General features: G+C 35.5%; 17 protein-coding genes, 1 tRNA gene and 1 pseudogene. 9 read left to right on the plus strand and 10 right to left on the minus strand.

What is annotated here, in order from left to right:
• The 4 genes from pabB to ileS are packed head-to-tail and all read right to left on the minus strand — an operon-like array spanning position 1 to position 6,923.
• Positions 1-1,770: an aminodeoxychorismate synthase component I gene (pabB, locus tag F1847_RS03720; RefSeq protein WP_150071757.1), complete on the minus strand. Its 1,770-nt coding sequence runs from the start codon at positions 1,768-1,770 to the stop codon at positions 1-3.
• Positions 1,770-3,659, minus strand: a complete 1,890-nt coding sequence (locus F1847_RS03725; RefSeq protein WP_150071758.1) for a hypothetical protein — start codon at positions 3,657-3,659, stop codon at positions 1,770-1,772. Before F1847_RS03725 ends, pabB begins: the two co-directional genes overlap by 1 nt.
• Entirely contained in the window at positions 3,649-4,119 is a 471-nt protein-coding gene (gene lspA, locus F1847_RS03730) for a signal peptidase II (protein ID WP_150071759.1), read from the minus strand. The genes F1847_RS03725 and lspA overlap by 11 nt, the downstream gene beginning before the upstream one ends.
• Positions 4,116-6,923: an isoleucine--tRNA ligase gene (gene ileS / locus F1847_RS03735; RefSeq protein WP_150071760.1), complete on the minus strand. Its 2,808-nt coding sequence runs from the start codon at positions 6,921-6,923 to the stop codon at positions 4,116-4,118. Before ileS ends, lspA begins: the two co-directional genes overlap by 4 nt.
• A gap of 221 nt (positions 6,924-7,144) precedes the next feature.
• Here ileS and F1847_RS03740 point away from each other — a divergent pair, with 221 nt between their 5' ends.
• From F1847_RS03740 to F1847_RS03755, 4 genes are all read left to right on the plus strand, one after another.
• Positions 7,145-8,989, plus strand: a complete 1,845-nt coding sequence (locus F1847_RS03740) for a DUF3365 domain-containing protein (protein WP_240702855.1) — start codon at positions 7,145-7,147, stop codon at positions 8,987-8,989.
• A complete protein-coding gene (locus F1847_RS03745) occupies positions 8,979-10,340 on the plus strand; it encodes a sigma-54 dependent transcriptional regulator (protein ID WP_150071762.1) in 1,362 nt (453 codons plus the stop codon). Before F1847_RS03740 ends, F1847_RS03745 begins: the two co-directional genes overlap by 11 nt.
• Before the next feature lie 293 nt (positions 10,341-10,633).
• Entirely contained in the window at positions 10,634-12,250 is a 1,617-nt protein-coding gene (locus F1847_RS03750) for a putative sulfate exporter family transporter (RefSeq protein ID WP_150071763.1), read from the plus strand.
• Positions 12,251-12,283: 33 nt separating this feature from the next.
• Positions 12,284-12,454, plus strand: coding sequence for a hypothetical protein (locus tag F1847_RS03755; RefSeq protein WP_150071764.1), 171 nt, complete (start codon positions 12,284-12,286; stop codon positions 12,452-12,454).
• 62 nt (positions 12,455-12,516) lie between these two features.
• Here F1847_RS03755 and F1847_RS03760 read toward each other — a convergent pair whose 3' ends face one another.
• From F1847_RS03760 to F1847_RS03780, 5 genes are all read right to left on the minus strand, one after another.
• Positions 12,517-13,260: a hypothetical protein gene (locus tag F1847_RS03760; RefSeq protein ID WP_150071765.1), complete on the minus strand. Its 744-nt coding sequence runs from the start codon at positions 13,258-13,260 to the stop codon at positions 12,517-12,519.
• 23 nt (positions 13,261-13,283) lie between these two features.
• The gene (locus tag F1847_RS03765; RefSeq protein WP_150071766.1) at positions 13,284-14,399 is read right to left on the minus strand and encodes a glutamine amidotransferase family protein; all 1,116 of its coding nucleotides are present in this window, start codon (positions 14,397-14,399) and stop codon (positions 13,284-13,286) included.
• Between the two features lie 19 nt (positions 14,400-14,418).
• A complete protein-coding gene (locus F1847_RS03770) occupies positions 14,419-15,942 on the minus strand; it encodes a glutamate synthase-related protein (RefSeq protein WP_150071767.1) in 1,524 nt (507 codons plus the stop codon).
• A 138-nt stretch (positions 15,943-16,080) separates the two neighbouring features.
• Positions 16,081-16,794: a sigma 54-interacting transcriptional regulator gene (locus tag F1847_RS03775; protein ID WP_150071768.1), complete on the minus strand. Its 714-nt coding sequence runs from the start codon at positions 16,792-16,794 to the stop codon at positions 16,081-16,083.
• Between the two features lie 2 nt (positions 16,795-16,796).
• Positions 16,797-18,098 carry a glutamine synthetase family protein gene (locus tag F1847_RS03780; RefSeq protein WP_370516787.1) on the minus strand — a complete coding sequence of 434 codons (1,302 nt, stop codon included), beginning with the start codon at positions 18,096-18,098 and terminating at the stop codon, positions 16,797-16,799.
• Positions 18,099-18,503: 405 nt separating this feature from the next.
• On the opposite strand from F1847_RS03780, the gene F1847_RS03785 reads away from it, so the two are divergent.
• The 5 genes and pseudogenes from F1847_RS03785 to F1847_RS09530 form a co-directional block, all read left to right on the plus strand.
• Positions 18,504-20,036 carry a sigma-54-dependent Fis family transcriptional regulator gene (locus F1847_RS03785; protein WP_150071770.1) on the plus strand — a complete coding sequence of 511 codons (1,533 nt, stop codon included), beginning with the start codon at positions 18,504-18,506 and terminating at the stop codon, positions 20,034-20,036.
• 665 nt (positions 20,037-20,701) lie between these two features.
• The gene (locus F1847_RS03790; RefSeq protein WP_150071771.1) at positions 20,702-21,040 is read left to right on the plus strand and encodes a P-II family nitrogen regulator; all 339 of its coding nucleotides are present in this window, start codon (positions 20,702-20,704) and stop codon (positions 21,038-21,040) included.
• A 161-nt stretch (positions 21,041-21,201) separates the two neighbouring features.
• On the plus strand, positions 21,202-22,491 hold the full coding sequence (locus F1847_RS03795) for an ammonium transporter (RefSeq protein ID WP_150071772.1): 1,290 nt from the start codon (positions 21,202-21,204) through the stop codon (positions 22,489-22,491).
• A 13-nt stretch (positions 22,492-22,504) separates the two neighbouring features.
• The gene (locus F1847_RS09210; protein ID WP_168194257.1) at positions 22,505-22,666 is read left to right on the plus strand and encodes a hypothetical protein; all 162 of its coding nucleotides are present in this window, start codon (positions 22,505-22,507) and stop codon (positions 22,664-22,666) included.
• A pseudogene (locus F1847_RS09530) lies at positions 22,666-22,767 on the plus strand (tyrosine-type recombinase/integrase); the annotation flags it as partial. The gene F1847_RS09210 and the pseudogene F1847_RS09530, both read left to right, overlap by 1 nt.
• 150 nt (positions 22,768-22,917) lie before the next feature.
• Here F1847_RS09530 and F1847_RS03805 read toward each other — a convergent pair.
• Positions 22,918-22,992 (minus strand) — tRNA-Asp (locus tag F1847_RS03805).
• Positions 22,993-23,356 lie beyond the last annotated feature (364 nt).

Raw genomic sequence — 23,356 nt, forward strand, 5'->3', positions numbered from 1 at the left:
TCATTTTAGTATAAACCAATCTTTTACTTTACCAAGTCCACGCACCGCATTCCCTATGTAAATTTCTGAAAACCTTTTTAGGTCTTCAAGGAAAAGTTCTTGCTCTATAGCTATATTCTTTTTGATTAAGTATTTTCTTATAACGCCATCAAGAATTTTTAGGTTTAAAGCCGGAGTAAAAAGTTTACCATCTTTTTTAGCAAAAAAAGTAGAAAAAGAACCTTCGAGAATTCTTCCGTTTTCATCATAAAATACTACTTCGTCAAATCCTAACTCTTTTGCTTTTTTTAGAGCCTCATCTAAAGGGGACCTTATGGTAGTTTTATGATAGGAAAAATAACTTAAATCAAAATTGCGCTTCATAAAGGCTATTTTTAACTCTTTTTTCCAACCTTCAAAAGGGAGAAAGGATAGTTCTATCTTTCCCTCAGGATAAAGAAGAAACCTTACTTTATATTTTTTTGGGTCTGGAATTTTTTCTTGGATAAGACTTTTAAAAGAAGCAAAATTTTTTAAAGATTCAGGGAGTTTAAACCTAAAAAATTTAGCAGAAAAAATCAATCTTTGATAGTGAAATTTTAAAAGAGGGTTAGGGGTATTAAGTTTAAACCAAAAAGTTTCTATCAGTTGAAAATAAGGTACTGGATTTAAGAAAAACTTTGCTTTGAGCAAACATTCTTCATATTCTTTTTCAGGTTGGCTATCCCAAACAATCCCACTTCCTATTCCTGCTTCTCCTTGATAAAGGTCTAACCCTTGCTTAAAAAACACTAAAGTTCTTATACCAACGTTAAATAAAAAGTTGCCTTTTGGGTCTATGTAGCCTATAGCACCGGTATAAACTCCCCGAGGCTCTTTTTCGAGCTCAGCGATGATTTCCATCGCCCGTATTTTGGGAGCACCGGTAACTGACCCACAAGGGAAAAGGGCTTTAAAAACCTCAAACAGGTCTTCGGTGAAAAGCCTTCCTTTAATAGAAGAGATCATCTGATGAAGGGTAGGGTAGGTTTCTATTTTAAAAAGCTCTTCTACCCAAACTTCTCCTGGAAAGCAAACCCTGCCTAAGTCGTTTCTTAAGAGGTCTACTATCATAACGTTTTCTGCTCGGTTTTTTTCGTCAAACCAAAGTTTTCTTTTGGTTTCTTGGTCTAAAATAAAGAGAGGAGCCCTTTTTATCGTTCCTTTCATCGGAGAGGTGGTTAAAAAAGGGCCCTCTTTTTTAAGAAAAAGTTCTGGGGATAAAGAGGCTATCCAAAAATCTTTTCCTTCTAAAAAAAATCCGTATTTACACCGCTGAGAAAATAGCAGTTGATAAAACAGTTCTAAAGGATGGCCTCGTAAAGTAAACTTTAACTTAAAGGTATAGTTAACCTGATAAACATCTCCTGAGACTATGTATTCCTTAATTTTTTGGATATTTTTTTGATAGGTAGTTTTAGAAACATCACAAATAAAGGTTTCAAGGTTAAAGTTTGTGGTTCTCAAGCAAGAAGGATTAACGGAAAAAATTTGAGGGGGAGGATAGATAGCAAACCAACCAACTGGAAGATTAGGCTTTTTGAATAAATGGTTAAGTTTTTTTTCTAATAAATACCCTAACTCATAGCTTAAAAATCCACAGGCATAAAAGCCTTTTTTTATAAAACTTTGTAGTTTTTTAAAGAATTTTTCTGTATATAAATGGTCTTCTAATACGAGAACCTCTAAAGGATTTTCAAAAGATAAGACTTGGTAGGGAAACGTTTCTGAGTTAACCCAAATAAACTTCATTATTCTGGATTTTTAGCGTAGGCAAGTATCAAACAGAGGATTAGTAGAAACACCGAAATAGTTAAAAACACCGGAAGAGAAAGAAGGTTTTCTAAAAAAGAAAACTCAGCAAAATAACCCAGCACATAGAGGACAACTAAAAAGGTCTCTAATAATAAAAAATTTCTTAAAAAGTCTGCTAATCTTTGTTTAAACAGCCATTTTTTTCTAAGTTCATCTTTTAAGTTTTTTAATATATCAACTTTTTCTTCTGCCAGGTTTAATTCTGAAACGATGAGAGATAAAACTTGAGAAATATCTCTTTTTTGGGTTCGTTCTATGTTTTTTTCTATCAATTCCTTTAAGGCTTTTAGTTCTTTTCCAAAAATCAAGTCTTCATCTTTATAAGGATACCTTAACCAAAAGTTAGCAAACACTTCATACTGTTTTCTTAATTCAGTTAGTTTTTGGTTCATTTCTTTGATTTTGTTATATACTAAACTTTGGAGCTCAAGGTTAAGGTCAAGTGCTCGGTCTGAGGCTTTGTCTATCGCTCCCATTCCTTTGTGGTAGATTTCATAGGCTAAGGTTTTAAGTTTTTCTTCATAATCTTTTACTTCCTCTTTAGTCATGACATGTTTTAAACGATGAAATAAATCCTCAGCCTCTTTAAGTCTTTGCAAGGCAGTTTCTCTTTTTTCAAGGAGTTTTTTTTCTATAAAATTTTCTAATTCTTCCTGATCTTTGATAAATAGGGGTTCGTTCCAAGCCCAAAACACCAAAAAAGGATGGACAAAGTAGTTTATAAACTTTTCTAACGGTTCATCCCTTAAATAATCGAAAATTTTAAGTTTGTAAAAAGCTGGAAAGCAGGTCTTATCTAACTCAAAGGCTCTTTGGTAAAGTTCTTTTGCTGTAAGATCGTTTCCTCTATATTCGGTTATGTAACCTTTCAGAAAAAGAAGGTAACTTTTGATGAAGTTGGAAGAAGTTTTACTTAAGGAGTTTTCAAGAAAATATAAGGCTTTATCCCAGTTGTTTTTTAATAGGTTTACCCAGATTAAACCTATCGAGGCTTTTAGGTCCTCCTCTTCTTCAGAAAATCGACTTTCAGCAACGTTTAAGTCGCCTTTTATAAGTGCTTCTAATCCTATACCTAAGCTTCCCCCTCTAACAGGGGTTTCTGCCGTAAGTTTTAACTGAGCCCAAGAACTGAGGTTATCTCCTCGGTAAAAAACAATTTTTAAAAACTCAGGTAAGAGATAAAAATGTCTTACATGGAAATAACTTGGGGTTTTTTCTTCCTCGATTAAGTTTTGCCAGGTCTTTTGAGCCACTTCTGAAAAAGGAAGGTCTAAGGCTTTATCTAAGATTTCTCTTGGGTTGGGTTCTAAAAGCCCAGGGCATTTTTGGTATGGATGTAGAGTGCTTCCACAGAAGAAACAAGGAAAGTTTTCTCCAGTAAAAAAGAAGTCTTTAAAGAAAAAAATTAGCTTAGGGTCTACGGTTGCCGGTAGTAAAAGTTCTTTCCAATCGTCTATCCAGTCTTGGATTTTAAAAAAGAGATTTAGCCCTTCAAACTCTTGTAAAACCTCTTTTTTTACTTCCTCTTTTAAATAAATCTTACCAGCCCTTACATAACGTGGTTTTTCGGAAGAATCTTTATCTTTAAAAAGAATTATATAAAAAGGTAAAGGAGAGGCCTCTAAAAATTTTTTAAACCTATCTTTAAGGTGATAAAGAATTTCGTTTAAATAGACCAGTTTTTTAGGTTGAACTTGATAAACCGTAGACGATAAAGGATAATAGGTCTTTTTTAAAAGATCTTCTAAATGATAGTCAAATTCGTGAGAAGAGGTTTTAAATAAAAACTGTTTTAACCTTGGTATTTCAACTATTTTAAGAAACATTTTTTATCTGCTGGTAAATTAGGATAAACAGTCCTACGGTAATCCCTATGTCTGCCACGTTAAAAGCAGGCCAATGGTAGTTTCCTACATAAAGGTCGATAAAATCAAAAACCGAACCAAACACCAGCCGGTCTAAAAGATTACTAAGTCCTCCTCCAAAAATCAACCCTAATCCAAAGGTTTCAAGCCTTGCTTCAGGTTTATAAGCCTTATTTTTAGCCCAATAAAACACTAAACCTAAGATAATTAGGTTTGCCAATATCAAACCTAAGGTTCCTAATAGACTATCTTTAGCAAACAAACCAAAGGCTATACCTTTATTCCATACCTTAACCAGGTTAAAACCAGGAAAAACCTTCCAAATGTCTTGATTTCCCGGATAGTTAAGGTTTATAAAACAAAATTTGGTTAATCTATCTAACACAAAAACAAGGTTAGCCCATACCCAAAAGGTTTTCATTTAATCTCACCTACTACCTGATAACATCTTTCACAAAGTTCAGGATTAGGAAGGTTCCCTACTTCAGGTTTTCTTTGCCAACACCTTTCACATTTTTTATATTCGGTAGGTTTAATTAATACCTTAAGTCCAGATATCTCCTCAGAAACAAAGGTTTGCGGCTCTAATTTCTCGTTTAAGTTTTCAACTAATTCAAACTTAGCTATCATCAAGAAGTATTCCCAAAAAGCTTTGTCTTTTAGATACTCTTTTATCTCTTCTGGAGCCTTAACATAAACTTCAGCTTCTAAAAAGGTGTTGATAGACTTATGGTCTTTTCTTGCTATTTCTAAAGCTTTTAGAAATTCTTCTCTAAGTCTAAGCAGGGTTTCCCATTTTTTAACCTCATCTTCAGGAATCTCAAATTTATAGTTAGGAAACTCGGTAAGAAAGACCGAAGGTTCATCCTTAGGGTAAGGAAGGTTTTGCCAGATATCTTCTGCAGTAAAAGAAAGAATCGGGGCTATAAGTTTAACGATAGAATCTAAAGAATAATAAAAAACAGTTTGGGTAGCTCTACGTTTAGGGCTGTCTGGGCGTTCACAATAAAGATAGTCTCGGTTTATGTCTATGATGAGAGAGGAAAGCTCTACCACACAAAACCGATAAATCTCATGATAAACCACGTGAAATTCAAAATCCTCATATCCTTTTTTTACTTTTTCTATTATTTTGCTTAGCCTATAAAGGATGTATTTTTCAAAAGAAGGAAGATTTTCAAAAGATATCAAGTCTTTTTTTGGGTCGAAGTCATAAAGATTACCTATCAAAAATCTACAGGTATTTCTAACTTTACGGTAGGCTTCAACCAGCCTTGCAAGTATTTCCTTAGAGATTTTTATGTCATCCCGGTAGTCCTCAGCCGATACCCAAAGTCTTAATATTTCTGCCCCGTGCTGTTTGATCAAGTCTTGGGGATGAATAACATTTCCTAAACTTTTAGACATTTTTCTTCCTTGTCCGTCTACCACAAATCCATGAGTAAGTAAGGCTTTATAAGGAGGAACCCCTCTAGTACCTACTGCACAAAGAAGCGAGCTGTGAAACCATCCTCTATGTTGATCAGACCCTTCTAAATAGAGGTCCGCAGGAAAAGAAAGTTCTTCTCTTTTCTCAATCACTGCAGCAAAGGAAACCCCAGAGTCAAACCATACATCTAAGATATCTTTTTCCTTGGTAAACTTGGTATGCCCACATTTAGGGCAGGTTGTGCCTTCTGGTAAAAGCTCTTCTGCGGTTTTAACAAACCAAGGGTCACAACCTTCTTTTTCAAAAAGGGCTATTACTTTTTCATAATACTTAAAATCTTTTAGTATCTCTCCACAATTTTCACATTTAAACACTGTAATCGGAACGCCCCATACCCTTTGTCTGGAAACACACCAATCAGGCCTACTTTCTAACATACTATAAAGACGGTTTTTCCCCCAAGAGGGGATAAATTTTACACTTTCTATAGCTTTCAAGGCTTTTTCTCTTAATCTTTTTAGTTCCATAGAAATAAACCATTGATCTTCAGCCCTAAAAATAATCGGTTTTTTACATCTCCAGCAGAAGGGATAGTTATGTTCTATTTTATCAACATGAAGCAGTCTTCCGTTTTCTTTTAGAGTTTCTAAAATTTTTTCGTTAGCCTGATAGATAGAAAGCCCTCCTACCAATTCCACCTCTTTATAAAATCTTCCCTCTTGGTCTACAGGCACATAAACCTCTAATCCATACTTAAGACCTACTTGATAGTCTTCTTCTCCATGACCTGGAGCAATATGAACAATTCCGGTACCAGTGTCTAAACTTACAAAGTCAGCTAAGATGATAAGGCTTTCCTTTTGATAAAAAGGATGAAAGGCCTTTTTTCCTTCTAAGGTTTTGGGGTCTATCTTAGCTATAAATTTAGGTAGGTCTTTATTGAGCTCGGCGCAAAGTCCTGACACTCGCCCTTCAGCTACTAAATAATATTCCTCTTCCCATTCTACCAATAAGTAATCAAATTCAGGGTTTAAGGCTAAACCTAAATTTGCCGGTAAGGTCCAAGGAGTAGTCGTCCAAATCAATACATAAGCTGGTTTATCTAAAGAAACTCCATAATTTTTAGAAATAAACTCTTTAAGGTCTTCTGTAAAAGGAAATTTTACAAAAATAGAGTAAGATTTGTGAGGTCCATATTCTACCTCAGCCTCTGCAAGGGCGGTTACACAGGTCGGGCACCAAAAAACAGGTTTTTTCTTGCGATAAACCTGTCCAGATTCTAAAAATCTTAAAAATTCCCTGGCGATGGTGGCTTCATATTTATAGTCCATCGTAAGATAGGGTTTATCCCAAAAGGCAAAAACTCCAAGTCTTTTAAACTCTTCTCTTTGAATGTTAATGTATCTTTCTGCATACTTTCTGCAGGCCTCTCTTATTACTAAGGGAGGCAATTCTCCTCTTTTTACCCCTAACTCTTGTTCGGTTTTTAACTCTATAGGTAAGCCATGACAATCCCATCCAGGCACAAAGGGCACTTTATACCCTGCCATGGTTTTACTTTTTACTATAATGTCTTTTAAAATTTTATTTAGGGCTGTCCCTAAATGAATATGTCCGTTAGCATAAGGGGGGCCGTCATGAAGAACATATAAAGGAGCGTTCTCTCTTTTTTTAAGCATTTTTTCATAAATTTTTTCTTTTTCCCAAAATTCTAAAAACTGAGGTTCCCGCTCTACTAAATTAGCTTTCATCGGAAAGCTAGTTTGTGGAAGGTTAAGGGTATCTTTCCAATCCATGACAATGCCCCCCTTTTATATAAAAGATATATAGATGTTTAATTTTAACATAACTTGAAAAAAGGACTATTGTTTTTAAAATTAAACTATCGATGAAAAATTTAAAAAATTTTTTAAACAATTTAAGTCTAAGCACCAAGTTTACCCTTTATCTTTTGTGCGTTATTTCCCTTTTTTGTTTCCTTTTTTCAACCCTTCTTTATTATTTTTTAAAAAATAAGATGCTGGAAGAAGCAAGAAGAGAATCTGAGATATTGATTACTCAAATAGACGCTTTGGGAGATTATGTAAAAGAAGAACTAAGACCTTCTCTTTTTAAGTTTTTTAAAGAAGTGAATTTAAAAGAAGATTTTATCTTGGAGGCTATGTCTACCACCCATATAAGGACTAAAGTAATGCAAAGGTTTAAAGCCAAATTTAATGACTATGAATATAAAAGGGTTTCGTTAAAACCAATAAACCCTAACCACCTCCCCAATGAGCTCGAAAGAAAACTTTTAGCCATTTTTAATCAAGATAAAAATCTTAAACGTTGGGAAAATATAATAGAAATAAATAAAGAAAAATATTTAGTGGTTGTAAAACCTATTATAACGGAAAAAGAATGTCTTATATGTCATGGTAGGGTAAAAGATGCACCAAAAAACCTTCTTAAAATCTATCCGAGAAAAGAGGATTTTAATTGGAAACCAGGAGATTTGATGGGATTAGAGGCTGTCTATATACCGCTAAAAACTTGGTTATGGGAAATAAAACATATCGCCCTAACTACGTTTATTTCTGGTATGTTAACCATCATCTTATTGTTAGTCACGATAGAAGGGGTTTTTTGGGCTATTGTAGGCAAACCTATTAAAAGGCTTACCATCCATTTTAGAGACATTATCTCTGGAAAGGCTCCTTTAAATCAGAAGATAGAAGTAGAAAGAAAAGACGAAATAGGGGAGCTTCTTCAGTCTTTTAATCAATTGGCTAATCATCTTTTTGAAGCTCAAGAAGCTATAAAAACGTATGCTCAAACCTTGCAAACCATCTTTAATCATATAACCGACCCATTAGCATTAGTTAACCTAAACTGTACTATAGAGGTTAGCAATAAAGCCTATCAGGAATGGATAAATCAGAAAAAGGGACCGGTTTTCAACATGGAATGTAATCCTCTGCAATCAGACGAGATCAGACCTTGCCTTGTAGCTTTATTAAAAAAAGTAATGGAGACCAAACAGCCGGTTTCAGAACATCTTAGCTCGCCTGAAGGAGGGTATTATTATACTCATCTTTATCCAGTTTTTGATGAAAAAGGTAAAGTGGTAAAGGTGGTTCATTATGTTGAAGATGTAACCGAAAAGAAGAAAATAGAAGAACAAATGGCCATTACCGAAAAATTGGCTGCTATCGGACAGCTTGCCGCAGGAATAGCCCATGAAATAAACAACCCTTTAGGAGGTATTATTTTATGCGTAAACAATCTTTTTAAAACTTCTATGGATGAACAAACGAGAAATCAACATATAGAACTTATCAATCAGGGATTGTCTCGTATTCAAAATATCCTTAAAGTCCTACTTGATTTTTCCAAAAAAACTGAGTTAGAACTTAAGGCTTGCGAGGTTAAAAACTTAATAGAAAATGTTTTGAAACTCATTAGCTATTATCTAAAAGAAAAAAGTATAAAATTAATCTTAGAGTTGGAAGAAAATTTAAAGCCGGTTTATTTAGATGCAAATAAAATCGAACAGGTTTTACTTAATCTTTTGTTAAATGCGATAGACGCTATGGAACATTCTGGGACCAAGATTTTAACCGTAAGGGCTTACATGAAAGAAAATAAAATGATCTTTGAGGTTTCAGATACAGGAACAGGAATACCAGACCATATAGCCAAAAAGATTTTTGAGCCATTTTTTACTACTAAACCTTTAGGTAAAGGGACAGGCCTTGGACTTTTCATTTCTAAGTCTATAGTTGAGCAACACGGAGGTAAAATTTGGTTTTATACCTCAGAAAAAGGAACTACTTTTGTGGTAGAACTACCTTTAGAAAAGGAAAAGGTATATGAAGGGTAGAATTTTAATAGTTGACGACGAGCCAATTATTTTATTTGGACTTTCTCACTATTTAAAAGACCAAGGTTTTGAAGTAGAAACCTGTGAAACAGGCACAGAGGTTCTAAAAAAGTTAGAAGCACAAAGGTTTGACCTTTGTATTGTTGATCTCAAGCTTCCAGATATAGATGGCCTTACGTTGTTAAGAAAAATAAAAACACAAGACCAACAAGTAGGGGTAATAATGATTACCGCTTTTGCTGAAATTAAAAGTGCGGTGCAGGCTATAAAAGAAGGGGCATTTGATTATTTGGCTAAACCTTTTACCAACGAAGAATTGATGATAGCAATAGAAAAATTTTTTGAGTTTAAAACTTTAAGAAAAGAGGTAGATGAGTTAAGGGAAAAATTAAAAGAAAAAGAAGCCTTTAAACAGATAGTGGGAGAAAGTAAGGCTATCAAAGACATTTTAAACAAAATAGAACTTGTAGCCAAAACAGATGTTTCTGTGTTGATTTTAGGAGAAAGCGGAACAGGTAAAGAATTAATAGCTGATTGCATCCAAGCTTTAAGCTTAAGGGCAGATAAACCCTACCTTAAAATAAACTGTGCAGCCATTCCTGAGAATTTGTTTGAGGCAGAGCTTTTTGGTTACGAAAAAGGGGCGTTTACCGGTGCCTATAATTCTAAAAAAGGTAGATTAGAATTAGCTAACGGCGGAACGCTTTTTTTTGATGAAATCGCAGAACTTCCTCAGAACTTGCAAGCTAAACTGTTAAGGGTTTTAGAAGATCAAACCCTATATCGTTTAGGAAGCGAAAAACCTATAAAGATAGATGTAAGGTTTCTTTATGCTACCAGTAAAAATTTAAGACAACTGGTAAAAGAAGGGAAATTTAGGGAAGACCTTTATTATAGAATAAACGTTATGTCTATTGAAATACCTCCTCTTAGAGAAAGAAAAGAGGATATTCCTATTTTGGTAAACCACTTTTTAAAGAAATTCTCTGAAAAGTTTAAAAAGCCCATACCTCAGATTACCGAAGAAGCCTTTCAAGCTTTAATGAATTATGATTATCCAGGCAACGTAAGAGAACTAAAACATGTTATAGAAAGGGCTGTCTTATTAGCTGTAGACGGCAAGATAACCCTTAAGCACTTACCTGAAGAAATAATCCATAGTTTTAAAACAGAGACCTCAGATTATAAACTTGCCAAAGAAGCATTAGAAAAAGAAATTATACTTCAAGCCTTAATAGAAACCAACTGGAACAAAACCGAGGCTGCCCAAAAGTTAGGGATTAGCCGTAAAACTTTATGGCAAAAACTTAAAAAGTTTGGACTTCTTCCAGTCCACACAGAAGAGGAATGAACCGTAGTAGTTTGTATAAGGATAACGTTACTTAAAAGAAACATAAGGTCTAAAAACCGTTACCTTTAGGTAACAGTAAAAATTTCTTAAAAAATCCATTCTTAAAACCTTAGGTTTTTTCAAGTTTTTTAAAAAGAATAAAAAAATAAAAATAGGCATGTTTTTTGTTATTTTTGCCTAGGTAAAACTAAAATCTGGAACAAGGGGGTGAGATAATGAAAAAAGGTTGAGGTGGTTAAAAGTAAAGTTTAGGATTTTTAAGGTTTAAAATTTAAAAGAAAGGAGGAGGTCGTATGGTAGAGGAGAAGAAAAAAGGTTTGGTTAATGAAGATTGGTTAGCCTTTTATTTAGCGATGGCCTTGATAATAATTTCTTTTTTAGCCTATGTAGGGATAGACCCATTTGGTTGGACGGTAAAGACTTCAGAATGGATTTCTCTTGATAAAGCCATTGCCCCTCTTAGTAAGAAGGTAGGTATTTCTGGTGGGGTATCTTTAATTTTAACCTGGCTTTTTTTAACTGTGTTTTTTGCTATTGGGGCTGCCTTTTTAGGGCTTAACGTAGGGAGGTTTATCGTTGGTTTCTTTTTTATTTTTTGGTTAAGTTATATTTGTTGGTTGATAGGACATTATGCATATTTTGCGGCTACCGATCCTACTAAACATAACATCCCTTGGTCTTTAAAACTTACTGGAGAAGGTGGACTTATCTTTGCTCTAATCCTTGGTTTGATTATAGGTAACTTTTTTAGAGGGTTTGCTAATTTTATCAAAGAGGCTGTTTTACCAGAGTTTTACGTTAAGACAGGTATTGGTTTGATGGGTGCGGTTCTTGGTTTAAAATCAGCTCAAGCCTTTGGTCTTGCTTCAGCGGTTCTTTTCAGAGGACTTTGTGCTATAGTTGAGGCTTATCTTATTTATTGGGCTCTTGTTTATTGGTTGGCAAGAAAATATTTTAAGTTTAGTAAGGAGTGGGCTGCACCTTTAGCCTCAGGTATTTCTATCTGCGGTGTTTCTGCATCCATCGCCACCGGTGGTGCAATTAAGGCAAGGCCGGTTGTTCCGGTTATGGTTTCTTCTTTGGTGGTTATTTTTGCGGTGGTTGAATTACTTATCCTTCCTTTCTTAGCCCGTGAGTTTTTATGGCAGCAACCAATGGTTGCTGGTGCTTGGATGGGACTTGCGGTTAAAACCGACGGGGCTGCTTTTGCCTCTGGTGCTATAGTAGATGCTTTGATAAGAGGTAAGGCTGAAGCCGTAGCAGGTATCAAATATGAACCTGGTTGGATTATGATGGCTGCAGCTACTACCAAGTTGTTTATAGACATCTTTATCAGTATTTGGGCTTTTATTTTAGCTTATATCTGGTGTGCTCATATAGAATGTCAAGAAGGTCAAAGAGTTACCGCTAAAGAAATCTGGCATAGGTTTCCCAAGTTTGTTTTGGCTTATGCCCTTGGTTTCGTAATCTTTTTGATTATTTCTGCCCCTCATGCTCCTAAGGTGGGAACGGTAGAACATCAGATTAAAGGGGTTCAAAAACAGATAGAAAAGCTTGAAAAACAAGCAGCTACAGCAGTTGATCCAGCTATTAAAGACCAGTTGGCTCAACAGATAGCTGCTAAAAAAGCTGAAATAGAAGAGTTAAAGGCCAGTATAAAGGATTCTAAGAACGTAGTTGATCAAACCAAAACTGCTACCAATGGATTAAATAACTTAAGAACTTTTATGTTCCTCTTTACCTTTTTTACCATCGGTATCATTTCTGATTTTAGGAAACTTTGGGAAGAAGGTATCGGCCGTTTGGCTGTGGTGTACTTAGTATGTCTGTTTGGTTTTATCATCTGGATTGGACTTTTGATTTCTTACATCTTCTTCCATGGAGTAAAACCACCTATAATAGGGCAGTAAGTTTTATATAAAAATCTACCAAAGGAGGTAAATATGGCTGAAGAAAAAGAAGCAAAACTTATAGAAGAACTTCAAAAAATGAAATATGACCCCTGGTTGCCTATAGAAAGTAAACTGGTAAAATGGTCTGTAGGATTAGGAATAATTCTTTTGATTGTCTTGGTTTGGGTTAGTTATACCTTCTTTCCTGCTTCCCACGGATAAAAATCTCGTCTAACGATTAAATTTAAGCCCTGGGAGGTTATTGCCTCTCAGGGTTTTTTCATTTAGTATGCATAAAGATTACCGTATGGTCTATGGGACATAGGAGTTATTTTGAAAAATTTTTCGTTTAGCAAAACTCCTAAGTCTTCGCCTATATCAGCACAATATTCTTTTAAAATTTTTTTAAGATATGCCTGGTCTTCTTCGTTTAGAGAAGAGACCTTTAGGTTTTTTCCAAGAAAAAAAGGGTCTATTTTACCTCTTAAGTAGATAGCCCCTCCGTGCATACCTGTTCCTAAAAACTTTCCTACTATAGGTCTTTCTGGATGTTGAGAATATATTCCTAAAACCACGATCGTTCCTCCAGCCATGTATTCTCCTAAAAAGTCTCCAGCTTTTCCACCTATTACGATTACCGGATGTTTATCTTGATAGGATTTCATATGAATGCCCACACGGTATCCTACATCTCCTTTAATAAAAATCTTCCCGCCTCGCATGCTGTAACCCACTACATCACCTGCCATTCCGTATACCGTTATTTTCCCTTCTTCCATCGTATTTCCGCAGCCATCCTGAACGTTTCCATAGACATATATTTCAGGACCGCTCATAAAACATCCTAAATCAAGTCCTACGGTCCCCCAAATTTTTACCGTAATCTTTTCTTTTATTCCTGCAAGTAAGTATCTATGACCGTTTACCCCGTGTATTTCAAACGCTTTTTTACCTTCTAAGATTTTTTCGCGGACAATTTGATTTACTTTGGTATAACTTAATTTCCCAACGTTAAAAACTACGCTCATTAAGGGCTTCCTCCTAGCAACTTTTATTTATAACTTTTTTGGTGAGGAATAGTACCTTCTGTTATTTCTAAGATTACTGGTTCTCCTGCCTTAGGATGCCAAACAATCTCAGGGTTAGGACAAATGGTTCTTATAGCGGCTTCTTCACTGGCTAAATAATACAAATCCCCTGATTTAGCTACTACTAAAGGTCTAAGCTTAGATCTGTCGGTTAACCCTACTATTCCACCGTTATAGGCAAAGATAATGGCAAAAGGACCGTTTAAAAGGGCTCCTCCGTACACTACTCTCAAGGCCTCTATCAAATTTTTTTCTTCTTCATTTAAACATTCTATTTCCATCCAAAAAGGTGGAGCCAAAGCAGTACAAGCTAATTTAATAGGCAATTTGTGCCTTCTTATAAGGAGGTCTAAAAGATAGGTAACCACCTCTGTATCAGTAAGAAGGGTACATTTATAACCAAAAAGTTCTAAATATCTCTTATTGGTCCCGTAGCTTGAAATTTCACCATTATGTACGATAGACCAGTCAAGAAGACTAAAGGGATGTGCTCCTCCCCACCAACCAGGGGTATTTGTAGGAAAACGATTGTGCGCTGTCCAGATATATGCTTGATATTCGTCTATTCTAAAGAATTCTGCTATTTCACTTGGGAACCCCACTCCCTTAAAAACTCCCATGTTTTTTCCAGAAGAAAGGATGTAAATCCCTTTTAGGTTGGCGTTGATATACATAACCATTTCTATTATTTTGTTTTCTTGCTCTTCTAAAGAAAGGGTTTCTTCTATTTCAGGTTTTACAAAGTATCTTTTAAAAATAGGAGGATTTTTGATGGTTTTTACTTTTCTAGTAGGGATAGGTTCGTGGTAGATTGCTTTAATTTTTTGAAAAAGGAAGGCTTCAAATTTTTCCAAACAATTTTTGTCATCAGCCATCACATGTAAGGCATAAAAGTCTTTAAAGTCAGGATAAATTCCATAACCAGCAAACCCGGCACCCAAACCGTTCCCTCTTTCTTCTTGACAAACGATAGATTTTATTATTAGGTCTCCTGGTATCAACCCTCCCTTGAGGTTGATTATTCCAGAAACCCCACAACCAGAAATTTCTTTATAATCTTTAAGGATAAAGTCCCACATCGTTAAACCCCTTTGATATTTATTCGCCTGCCTGTTTTACTTCAAGGACTTCCATCTCTTCTCGAGTTAAGCCTATAGCCCTTAGTTTTTCTCTATTACTCCGTAAGCTTTCTATCGAGTTGAACCCCATTGCCCCAAGCATTTCTTTTATCTCACTCTGCCAACCTATCATTAGGTTGTAGACTTTTTCATAGACTATGTCTGGTGAAAGACGTTTTATTAATTCTGGATGGTTGGTAGCTATACCCCAAGGACATTTTCCAGTATAACATCTTTGGCAAAGGGTACACCCTACAGCGATAAGAAGTGGGGTGCCGATAGCTACTACATCTGCCCCTAAAGCAATGGCTTTCACTACATCAGCACTGCAGCGTATACCACCAGAGGCGATGATGGTAGTTTTATGCCTAATACCTTCTTCTCTTAGTCTTTTATCTACAGCAGAAATAGCAAGTTCTATCGGTATGCCTACGTATTGTCTAAACATCGTCGGAGCAGCCCCCGTGCCCCCTCTTATCCCATCTATAACTACTGCATCAGCCCCAGCCCTTATTATTCCAGAGGCAATAGCAGCGATGTTATGCACCGCAGCTACTTTTACGAAAACAGGTTTTTTATACTCGGTGGCTTCTTTTAAAGCAAAGATAAGACCTCTTAAGTCTTCTATCGAATAGATGTCGTGATGAGGGGCAGGGGAGATGGCATCGGTGCCTAAGGGTATCATCCTGGTTTTAGAAATTTCTTCAGTAACCTTTTCTCCTGGTAAATGCCCTCCAATACCAGGTTTAGCCCCTTGTCCTATTTTTATTTCTATAGCTACCCCAGAATTTAGATAATCTACGTTAACCCCAAACCTTCCAGAAGCACACTGGACCACTATATGGTCTTTATATTCATATAAAGAAGGATGCAATCCTCCTTCCCCTGTGTTGTATAAAATTCCTAAGTCTTTAGCTGCGCGTACAAGTCCTTGGTGAACATGAAGGTTTATAGAACCATAGGACATTCCTGAAAATATTATAGGCATTTCTAATTTTATCAAAGGAGGCAAAGATTTTTTAAGTCTAAAGCCTTTTTCTGTTCTTTCTATCTCCAGTTTTTCAGGTTTTGAGCCAATATAAGTCCTCAACTCCATAGGCTCTCTTAATGGATCGATAGGTGGATTGGTAACCTGACATGCATCCAGCACAAGATGGTCAAAATAAACCTTTAAAGGCAAATCACATCCGGTTGAAGAAAGTAAAATTCCACCTTTGTCTGCTTGTTTATATATATTTTTAATAAAATTGGGAGTCCACAGATGATGTTCTCTAAACTCCGAAGGATTTTTTTTTATTATTAAGGCATTGGTGGGGCACATAGCCTCACACCTATGACATCCTACACATTTAGTATGGTCCTCTTTTAACAATTTCTTTTTTTCATCCCAAACATGTACTCCATAAGTACACTCTTTGACACAAACCTTACATTTTACACACTTATTCTCTAAACGTTCTACATAAAAATCAGGATAAAAATTTGCAAAATTAGTTGGTTTCATGTTCCACCCTTTTTAAAAACTTTATAAAAGTTTCAGTTCAGAAATGTTTAAATCAAAAATTATGCCTAACTTTATTGGGGCCTTTCTTAAGACTTTTTAACCTTAAATTACATTCTTTTACATTTTTTTACATTTATGTTATTTTTTGTTCAAACTAAAACTTAAAAATTCAAAAATGTCCTTAGGATAGATTTTTTTATTTTTAAAAATAACCAGCCTTTCTACCAAGTTTTGAAGTTCCCTTATGTTGGCGGGCCATGGGTAGTCTTTTAATATTTCTATGGTTAAAGGTTGAAAGAAGACCCTTTTTTGATATTTTTGGTTAAATATTTTTAAGAAATACGCTAAAAATTCTGGTATATCTTCTTTTCTTTCTCTTAGGGGTAAAATTTGTAGACTATAGAAATAGGTCCTAAACACGTTTAAAGTTAAATTTTTAGCAGATGAAGAGGCTATGAACTTTAGCTGAGATTGAGATAAAACGATTTTGATAAAAGTTTCTAAGAATTCTTCAGACAGTCTATCTATATGATTTACAAAAAGGGTCCCTTTTTGGTTTTGAAGTAGATATATTTCTTTGAAAATTTCCTCTTTACAAAAAGAGGAGGCAAGACAATCTAAATAAAAAAATGTATGTTCTTTGTTAAACAAAAAATGAGCTTTTTTAGCTATAAAAGATTTCCCTACTCCGCTTTCTCCCCCTAAGAGTATAGGTATTTTAGAGTTATATAGCTTTTCTAATACAGGTAATAAAGTTTTTAGAGATGTAAAATCTATAAACTCCTTAGGGTTAATCTCGATAGATTTAATTTTAAAAAGCCCCTGAAGAAGGGGCTTTTTAAAATTTTTCATTTTTAAAGTATAGGTAAGTACTTTTCTATCTCGTATTCAAAAACTCTTATTCTGTAGTCATCCCATTCTAATTTTTTGTTTTCTATGAGTTGAGTATAGACGTGGTCACCTAAAACCTCTTTTAAGACCGTGCCTTTTTCTGCTTCTTCTATAGCTTCATACAAGCTTCCGGGAAGTTCCTTTATACCCAGTTTTTTTCTTTCTTCAGGGCTTAGATGGTATACATCCATTTCTACCGGTTCTGGTAAAGTGTATCGGTTTTGAATACCTTTTAACCCTGTCCAAAGCATGGCTGCAAAGGCTAAATAAGGATTACATCCTGGGTCAGGAGACCTAACCTCAATCCTGGTAGCCTTTTCTTTTCCTGGTTTATACATAGGCACTCTAACCAAGGCAGAACGGTTTCTTCTTGCCCAACAGATATAAACCGGGGCCTCATATCCAGGGACAAGCCTTTTATAAGAGTTAACCCATTGGTTAAGGACAAGCGTAATTTCTCTAATATGAGTCAGAATGCCTGCGGTATATTGTTTAGCTATCTCAGAAAGATGATAAGGGTCGTTGGGGTCAAAAAAGGCGTTTTTATCTTTGATAAAAAGGGATTGATGGGTATGCATACCACTTCCGTTTACTCCAAAGATAGGTTTAGGCATAAAAGTGGCATAAACTCCGTATTTTTGAGCTATTTCCTTTACGGTTACCTTATAGGTCATCACGATATCAGCCATGTCTAACGCACTGGTATACCTTAAGTCTATTTCATGTTGAGAAGGGGCTACTTCATGATGAGAATATTCTACTCTGATACCCATACTTTCTAAGGCTAAAATAGTGTCTCTTCTTAGGTCTTCGGCAGCGTCTAAAGAATAGTCAAAATATCCACCTTGGTCTAAAATTTCAGGATTATTTGGTGATTTAAAGTAAAAAAATTCTAATTCAGGGCCTACGAAAAAGTCAGTAAATCCCATTTCTTTCATTTTTTCTAAGGCTTTTTTTAATACATATCTTGGGTCTCCTTTATAAGGGTTGCCGTCAGGCTCGTAGATATCACAAAACATCCTGGCAACTGTTTTTTCCTTAGGCCTCCATGGAAGAATAATAAAAGAGGTAGGGTCTGGGATAGCTATCATATCTGACTCATCAATCCTTGCAAAACCTTGAATAGAAGACCCATCAAAACCCATTCCTTCTTCAAAGGCAACCTCTAATTCATCTACATGAATGGTGAAACTTTTAAGTTGGCCTAATACATCGGTAAACCAAAGTTTTACAAACCTTACATCATGAGCTTTGATAAGTTCCATTACATCCTTCTTGTCCCTCGGTTTTCTAAGCATCTTTACTCCTCCTTTCAAGCTTTTTATTTAGAGGAATAAGCAAAATACATACCTAAAAAATTTTTGATAAACATGTAATTTTTGAAAAAAATTTTTTGACCAAAAAGTTCATTAAAGTAATATTTTGTAATTTTTAGTAAATTTTGGTAATTTGAGATTAATTAACTCAGACTCTGTTAATCTAAGACATAAGTTAGCCATTTCATTGTTATTGCTTTCTCTCGGGAGTTTTAGAAAAAAACTTTTTATATAGTTTGGGACAAAAAATATTTTTTTTAAGTCCTATTGCTATAAACTTGCTAAAGTTGTAAACATAGTTATATTTATAAAAACATTTTTTAAACAAATTGACCGATAAGGTTACAAACTAACATGAACGAAGGAAATCTAAAGGAAAGGGCTTATCAAGAGATTTTAACCTTATTTAAAGTTAGTAAAGTTTTAAGCTCATCTTTAAACATTTTTGAGAACCTTAGAAATGCCCTTAAGATCCTTGCAGAAAACCTACATTTAACAAGGGGGACGGTCACTCTTTTTGACCCTAATACCAAAGACTTAAAAATCACGGTGGCTTATGGTCTTACAGAAGAACAGATTAAAAGAGGACGTTATAAAATTGGAGAAGGGGTGGTAGGTAGGGTTTTTGAGACAGGGGAACCCATGGTTATTCCAAACATCGGGAAAGAACCTCTTTTTTTAAACAAAACAGGAGCTCGGATTGAAAAGGACAACATTTCATTTCTATGTGTTCCCATCAAGTTAGGAGATGAAATTTTGGGGGTTTTATCGGTTGATAGGATCTTTGATCAGGGTATTGATTTTAGTGAAGACTTAAGAGTTTTAGAAATCTTAGCCACCCTTTTTGCACAGATGATAAAGGTTTACAACCTGCTTTATGAAGAAAAGAAAAAAAGGGAATTTTTTGAAAGAGAAGTAAAGAAAAAATATCAGTTTCATAATCTTATATATTCTTCAGAACCTATGAGACAGATAATAAAGATATGTGAAAAAATTGCTTCAACCAAGGCTCCTGTTTTAATTCAAGGAGAAAGCGGTACAGGAAAAGAGCTTATAGCCAAGGCCATTCATTTTAATAGCGATAGAGCAGATAAACCTTTTATAGCTATAAATTGTGCTGCCATACCTGAGAGTTTATTAGAGGCTGAACTCTTTGGGTATGAAAAAGGTTCTTTTACTGGAGCTCTTACCTCAAAGCCTGGTAAGTTTGAATTGGCTAACGGGGGTACGTTATTTTTAGATGAGATAGGAGACCTACCTTTATCCCTTCAGGCTAAATTATTAAGGGTTCTGCAAGAATATACTTTTGAAAGGTTGGGAGGAACCAAACCTATAAAGGTGGACATACGCATAATTTCTGCTACCCATAAAAATTTACAAGAACTTATCAACCAGGGAAGATTTAGAGAAGACCTTTATTTTAGACTTAACGTAGTAAACATATATATCCCACCTTTAAGGGAAAGAAAAGAGGATATTTTAGTCTTAACCGAACATTTTTTGGACCAGTTAAGCCAAAAATATAAAAAAAACGTAAAAATAGCTAAAGAAACCTTAAAAATCTTTTTAGAATACCCTTGGCCAGGAAATGTAAGAGAACTTGAAAACGTTCTTGAAAGCTTGGTTATACTTTCAGATGAAGAGTTTATAACCCCTGAACATCTACCTGAAGGTTTTAAATCATGTCAAACATCTCAATCTATTTCGATCACTAAGGAACAGACCTCCCAAAACATAAGTCTTAAACAAGAGATAGAGGAAGAAGAAAAGCAGAGAATCATATCAGCCCTTAAGGCTTGTAAATTTAACCAAACACAAGCAGCTAAACTTTTAGGTATGACTAGAAGACAATTAAACTACCGTATCAGAAAATACGGTATTTCTTAACCTTATAAAATAAAAAAAATTTGGTAATCGCTCAAGATGTTCCACTTATGCTATAACATATAGCAGGAGGTAATATAAGTAAGATTAAATTGGCTGGCTTGTAGAAATAGCGGGATTGGAGAAAAAAGCAGAAGCGTTTTGACGGTCAAAAAGAGTGCTAAAAACTTTTAACAAATGTCCTGTCTGCCATAACCAAACCGTAGGAAAAGTTAGAAGAAATTTTTATAAGTGCTATAGCTGTAAAAACTGGAACATTAGAAAAAACAAGATTTGAAGGTTCCTCTTCATATTGTCTTTTTATTGGATAAAAGAGACAATATAGCCTTGCGGGATGATTGTACAAGCAGCCTATTTAAACTTTTACTTTATAGAAGTTGAAAAGATTGTTTGTGCCACTGAGAAAGATATTCTAAAGTTAGGCTGCAAGAGATATTAACACATCAGACTTTTATGGACTGACCCAGCATATTATGGAAGATTTGGATCATCTAAACTTTGTGAAGACATACAAATCTGAATACATCATAGTCGTGGGGTGTAATTTTTGATTTTGGATCCTCCAGAGAGCATACACTAATATCCATAAAGTATGCGGGTGGTCCAGGTGGTCATAGGGTGTTAACTTGGCACAATTTTTGTATAAAACCTCATAAGGAGGTGGTGATATGAAGAAGATAGAAGCCATAATCAAGTCCTTCAAACTAGAAGAAGTAAGGGATACCCTTGTTGAGATAGGTATAGGAGGGATGACGGTCACAGAAGTTAGGGGTTTTGGTCAACAAAAGGGACATATTGAGATCTATAGGGGAACGGAGTATGTAGTAGACCTTTTGCCCAAGGTGAAGATAGAGGTGGTGGTAAGGGATGAAGATGTGGAAAAGGTTATAGAGAAAATAGTCAAGGCTGCGCAAACTGGTAGTGTGGGAGATGGGAAGATTTTCGTCATTCCTATAGAAGAGGTGATAAGGATAAGGACAGGGGAAAGGGGCGAGCAAGCAATATAAGACACTTTTTTAAAGGATTTTGAGCTAAGGTTAAATATTTGCCGGAATAGGGGCTACAAAAAGACTCAAGTAAAATAAGAACTTTTATTAAAGCCAAAGCAAAGGTTGGTAGACGGAAAAAACCGTAAAGTCTATAAGACTTAAGCAAAGGAGGAGTTAACATGCGTAGGGTAGGAAGTATTATGATTATACCATTGCTATTATTTGATTTATCATTTGCTCAAGAGCAAGCTATACAGCTTGACACTGGGGACACTGCTTGGATGACCGTGGCAACAGCCTTAGTTATACTTATGACGCTTCCGGGTCTTGCTATCTTTTACGGCGGGATAGCAAAAAGAAAGGATACTCTAAACACTATTGCCATGTCCTTTGTGTCTTACTGTATAGCAACTGTGCTTTGGATTCTTTACGGCTACAGCTTAGCTTTTAACACTGACATCTCGGGTATTATAGGGAGTCCATCAAAGATTTTGTTAAATGGTATAAGTTTAAAAAGTTTGAAAGGAACTATACCTGAGTTCATTTTTGTAGTCTTTCAGCTAACTTTTGCTGCAATAACCGTTGCTCTGATCAGTGGATCGTACATAGAGAGGATGAAGTTTTCCGCATGGGTAATTTTTAGCATTCTTTGGATAAGTTTCGTTTATGTGCCAGTAGCTCACTGGGTATGGGGAGATGGATTTTTAGCAAAGCTTGGTGCCCTTGATTTTGCAGGTGGAACGGTGGTGCATATAAACGCTGGTATTGCGGGTTTGGTAGGTGCTTTTCTTTTGGGCAGGCGTAAAGACGCTACTCTCATTCCGAGCAACCTTCCCATGGTTGTCATAGGCACTGGTTTGTTGTGGTTTGGATGGTTCGGTTTTAACGCAGGTTCCGCGCTTGCCTCAAACGAGCTTTCAACAGTAGCCTTCTTAAATACAAACACTGCAGCAGCAACTGCAGCTCTATCCTGGATGTTTACCGAATGGCTTCACGCTAAAAAACCTACCGTTCTTGGTCTTGCATCTGGTGCTGTAGCAGGACTTGTAGCCATAACACCAGCTGCGGGCTTTGTCAATGTAGTCGGTGCTCTTATCATAGGACTTTTTGCTGGTATTATTCCCTACTTCATGGTTGCAATAGTAAAACACAAATTAAGATACGATGATGCCCTTGATGTTTTTGGTATCCACGGAATTGCGGGGATACTTGGCGCAATACTAACTGGCGTATTCGCAGACCCATCTATAAACGAGGCAGGCAGGGGAATTCTTTATGGAAATCCAAATCAAGTGCTCATCCAGCTTTTAGCGGTAGGTTTAACCATAATCTACGATGGGATAATGACTTTTTTAATACTTATAGTAATAAAAATCATGATAGGCTTAAGGGTTAATCACGAAGAGGAGATAACGGGACTGGATAAGTCCCAGCATGGAGAAAGTTCTTACAACTTAGGATTAGGATAAGGAGGTGTTAACCATGAAAAGATTAATTTTACTGGGGCTTTTTAGTCTTTTGGGAACAGGTGTTTCTCAGGCACAGGAACTAAAGGACACTACTTTCGGAACTCTTAACCTAGAAGGTGCGGTAACGGTTTATAGCATATACACCAACAACAAGGAAAAAGATAAACCTACGTAAAAAGGAGCTTTAACACAGCTTGCAAAAAAGCAGGAATAAAGGATTTTAGATTTCACGACCTAAGGCATACCTTTACAAGCCATCTTATTATGAATGGGGTTGAATTTAAAAGTTTTTCGGATATAAAAACTCTCGATAACTTTAAGATACACTCGTTTAAGGCAAGCACACAAGAAAAGCCGCAAAAACAATAGAGAAAATAATTTTAAAGAATATTTATCACGATTTAGGAAGTAGACTTTTTAGAAAAGCGGGGCTGACGGGACTTGAACCCGCGGCCTCCTGCGTGACAGGCAGGCGCTCTAACCGTGCTGAGCTACAGCCCCAACTTTCAAATATAAAAATAGCATATAATTTTGAAAATGCAAGCCTTTAATAAGAGATATTCTTAAAAATTTCTTTAATCTTTATTTAGTGCAATTTAGAAAATATCTTAAGTTTGTTCGAGGTAAAGAAAGGGAGTGATAAGCTTGAAACTTCTCATTATATTTTGGGAAATATAGAACAAATTTTTTCAGTTTGTTCGAAATGAATAGTGGGAAAACCCTGGTCATATTTTGAAGAGATATGGCTGAAAAGTTTTCGGGTTTGTGTCTAAAGGAGATGGGGCTGTGCAATATTTTTAGAAAGCACCTTTGTTGCCTTGACAAATCCTTCTTTTTCCTTAAAATACTTGAATAAATCAAACAG

The sequence above is a fragment of the Thermodesulfobacterium sp. TA1 genome (genome assembly GCF_008630935.1).
In the GTDB taxonomy this organism is placed as follows: Bacteria; Desulfobacterota; Thermodesulfobacteria; order Thermodesulfobacteriales; family Thermodesulfobacteriaceae; genus Thermodesulfobacterium.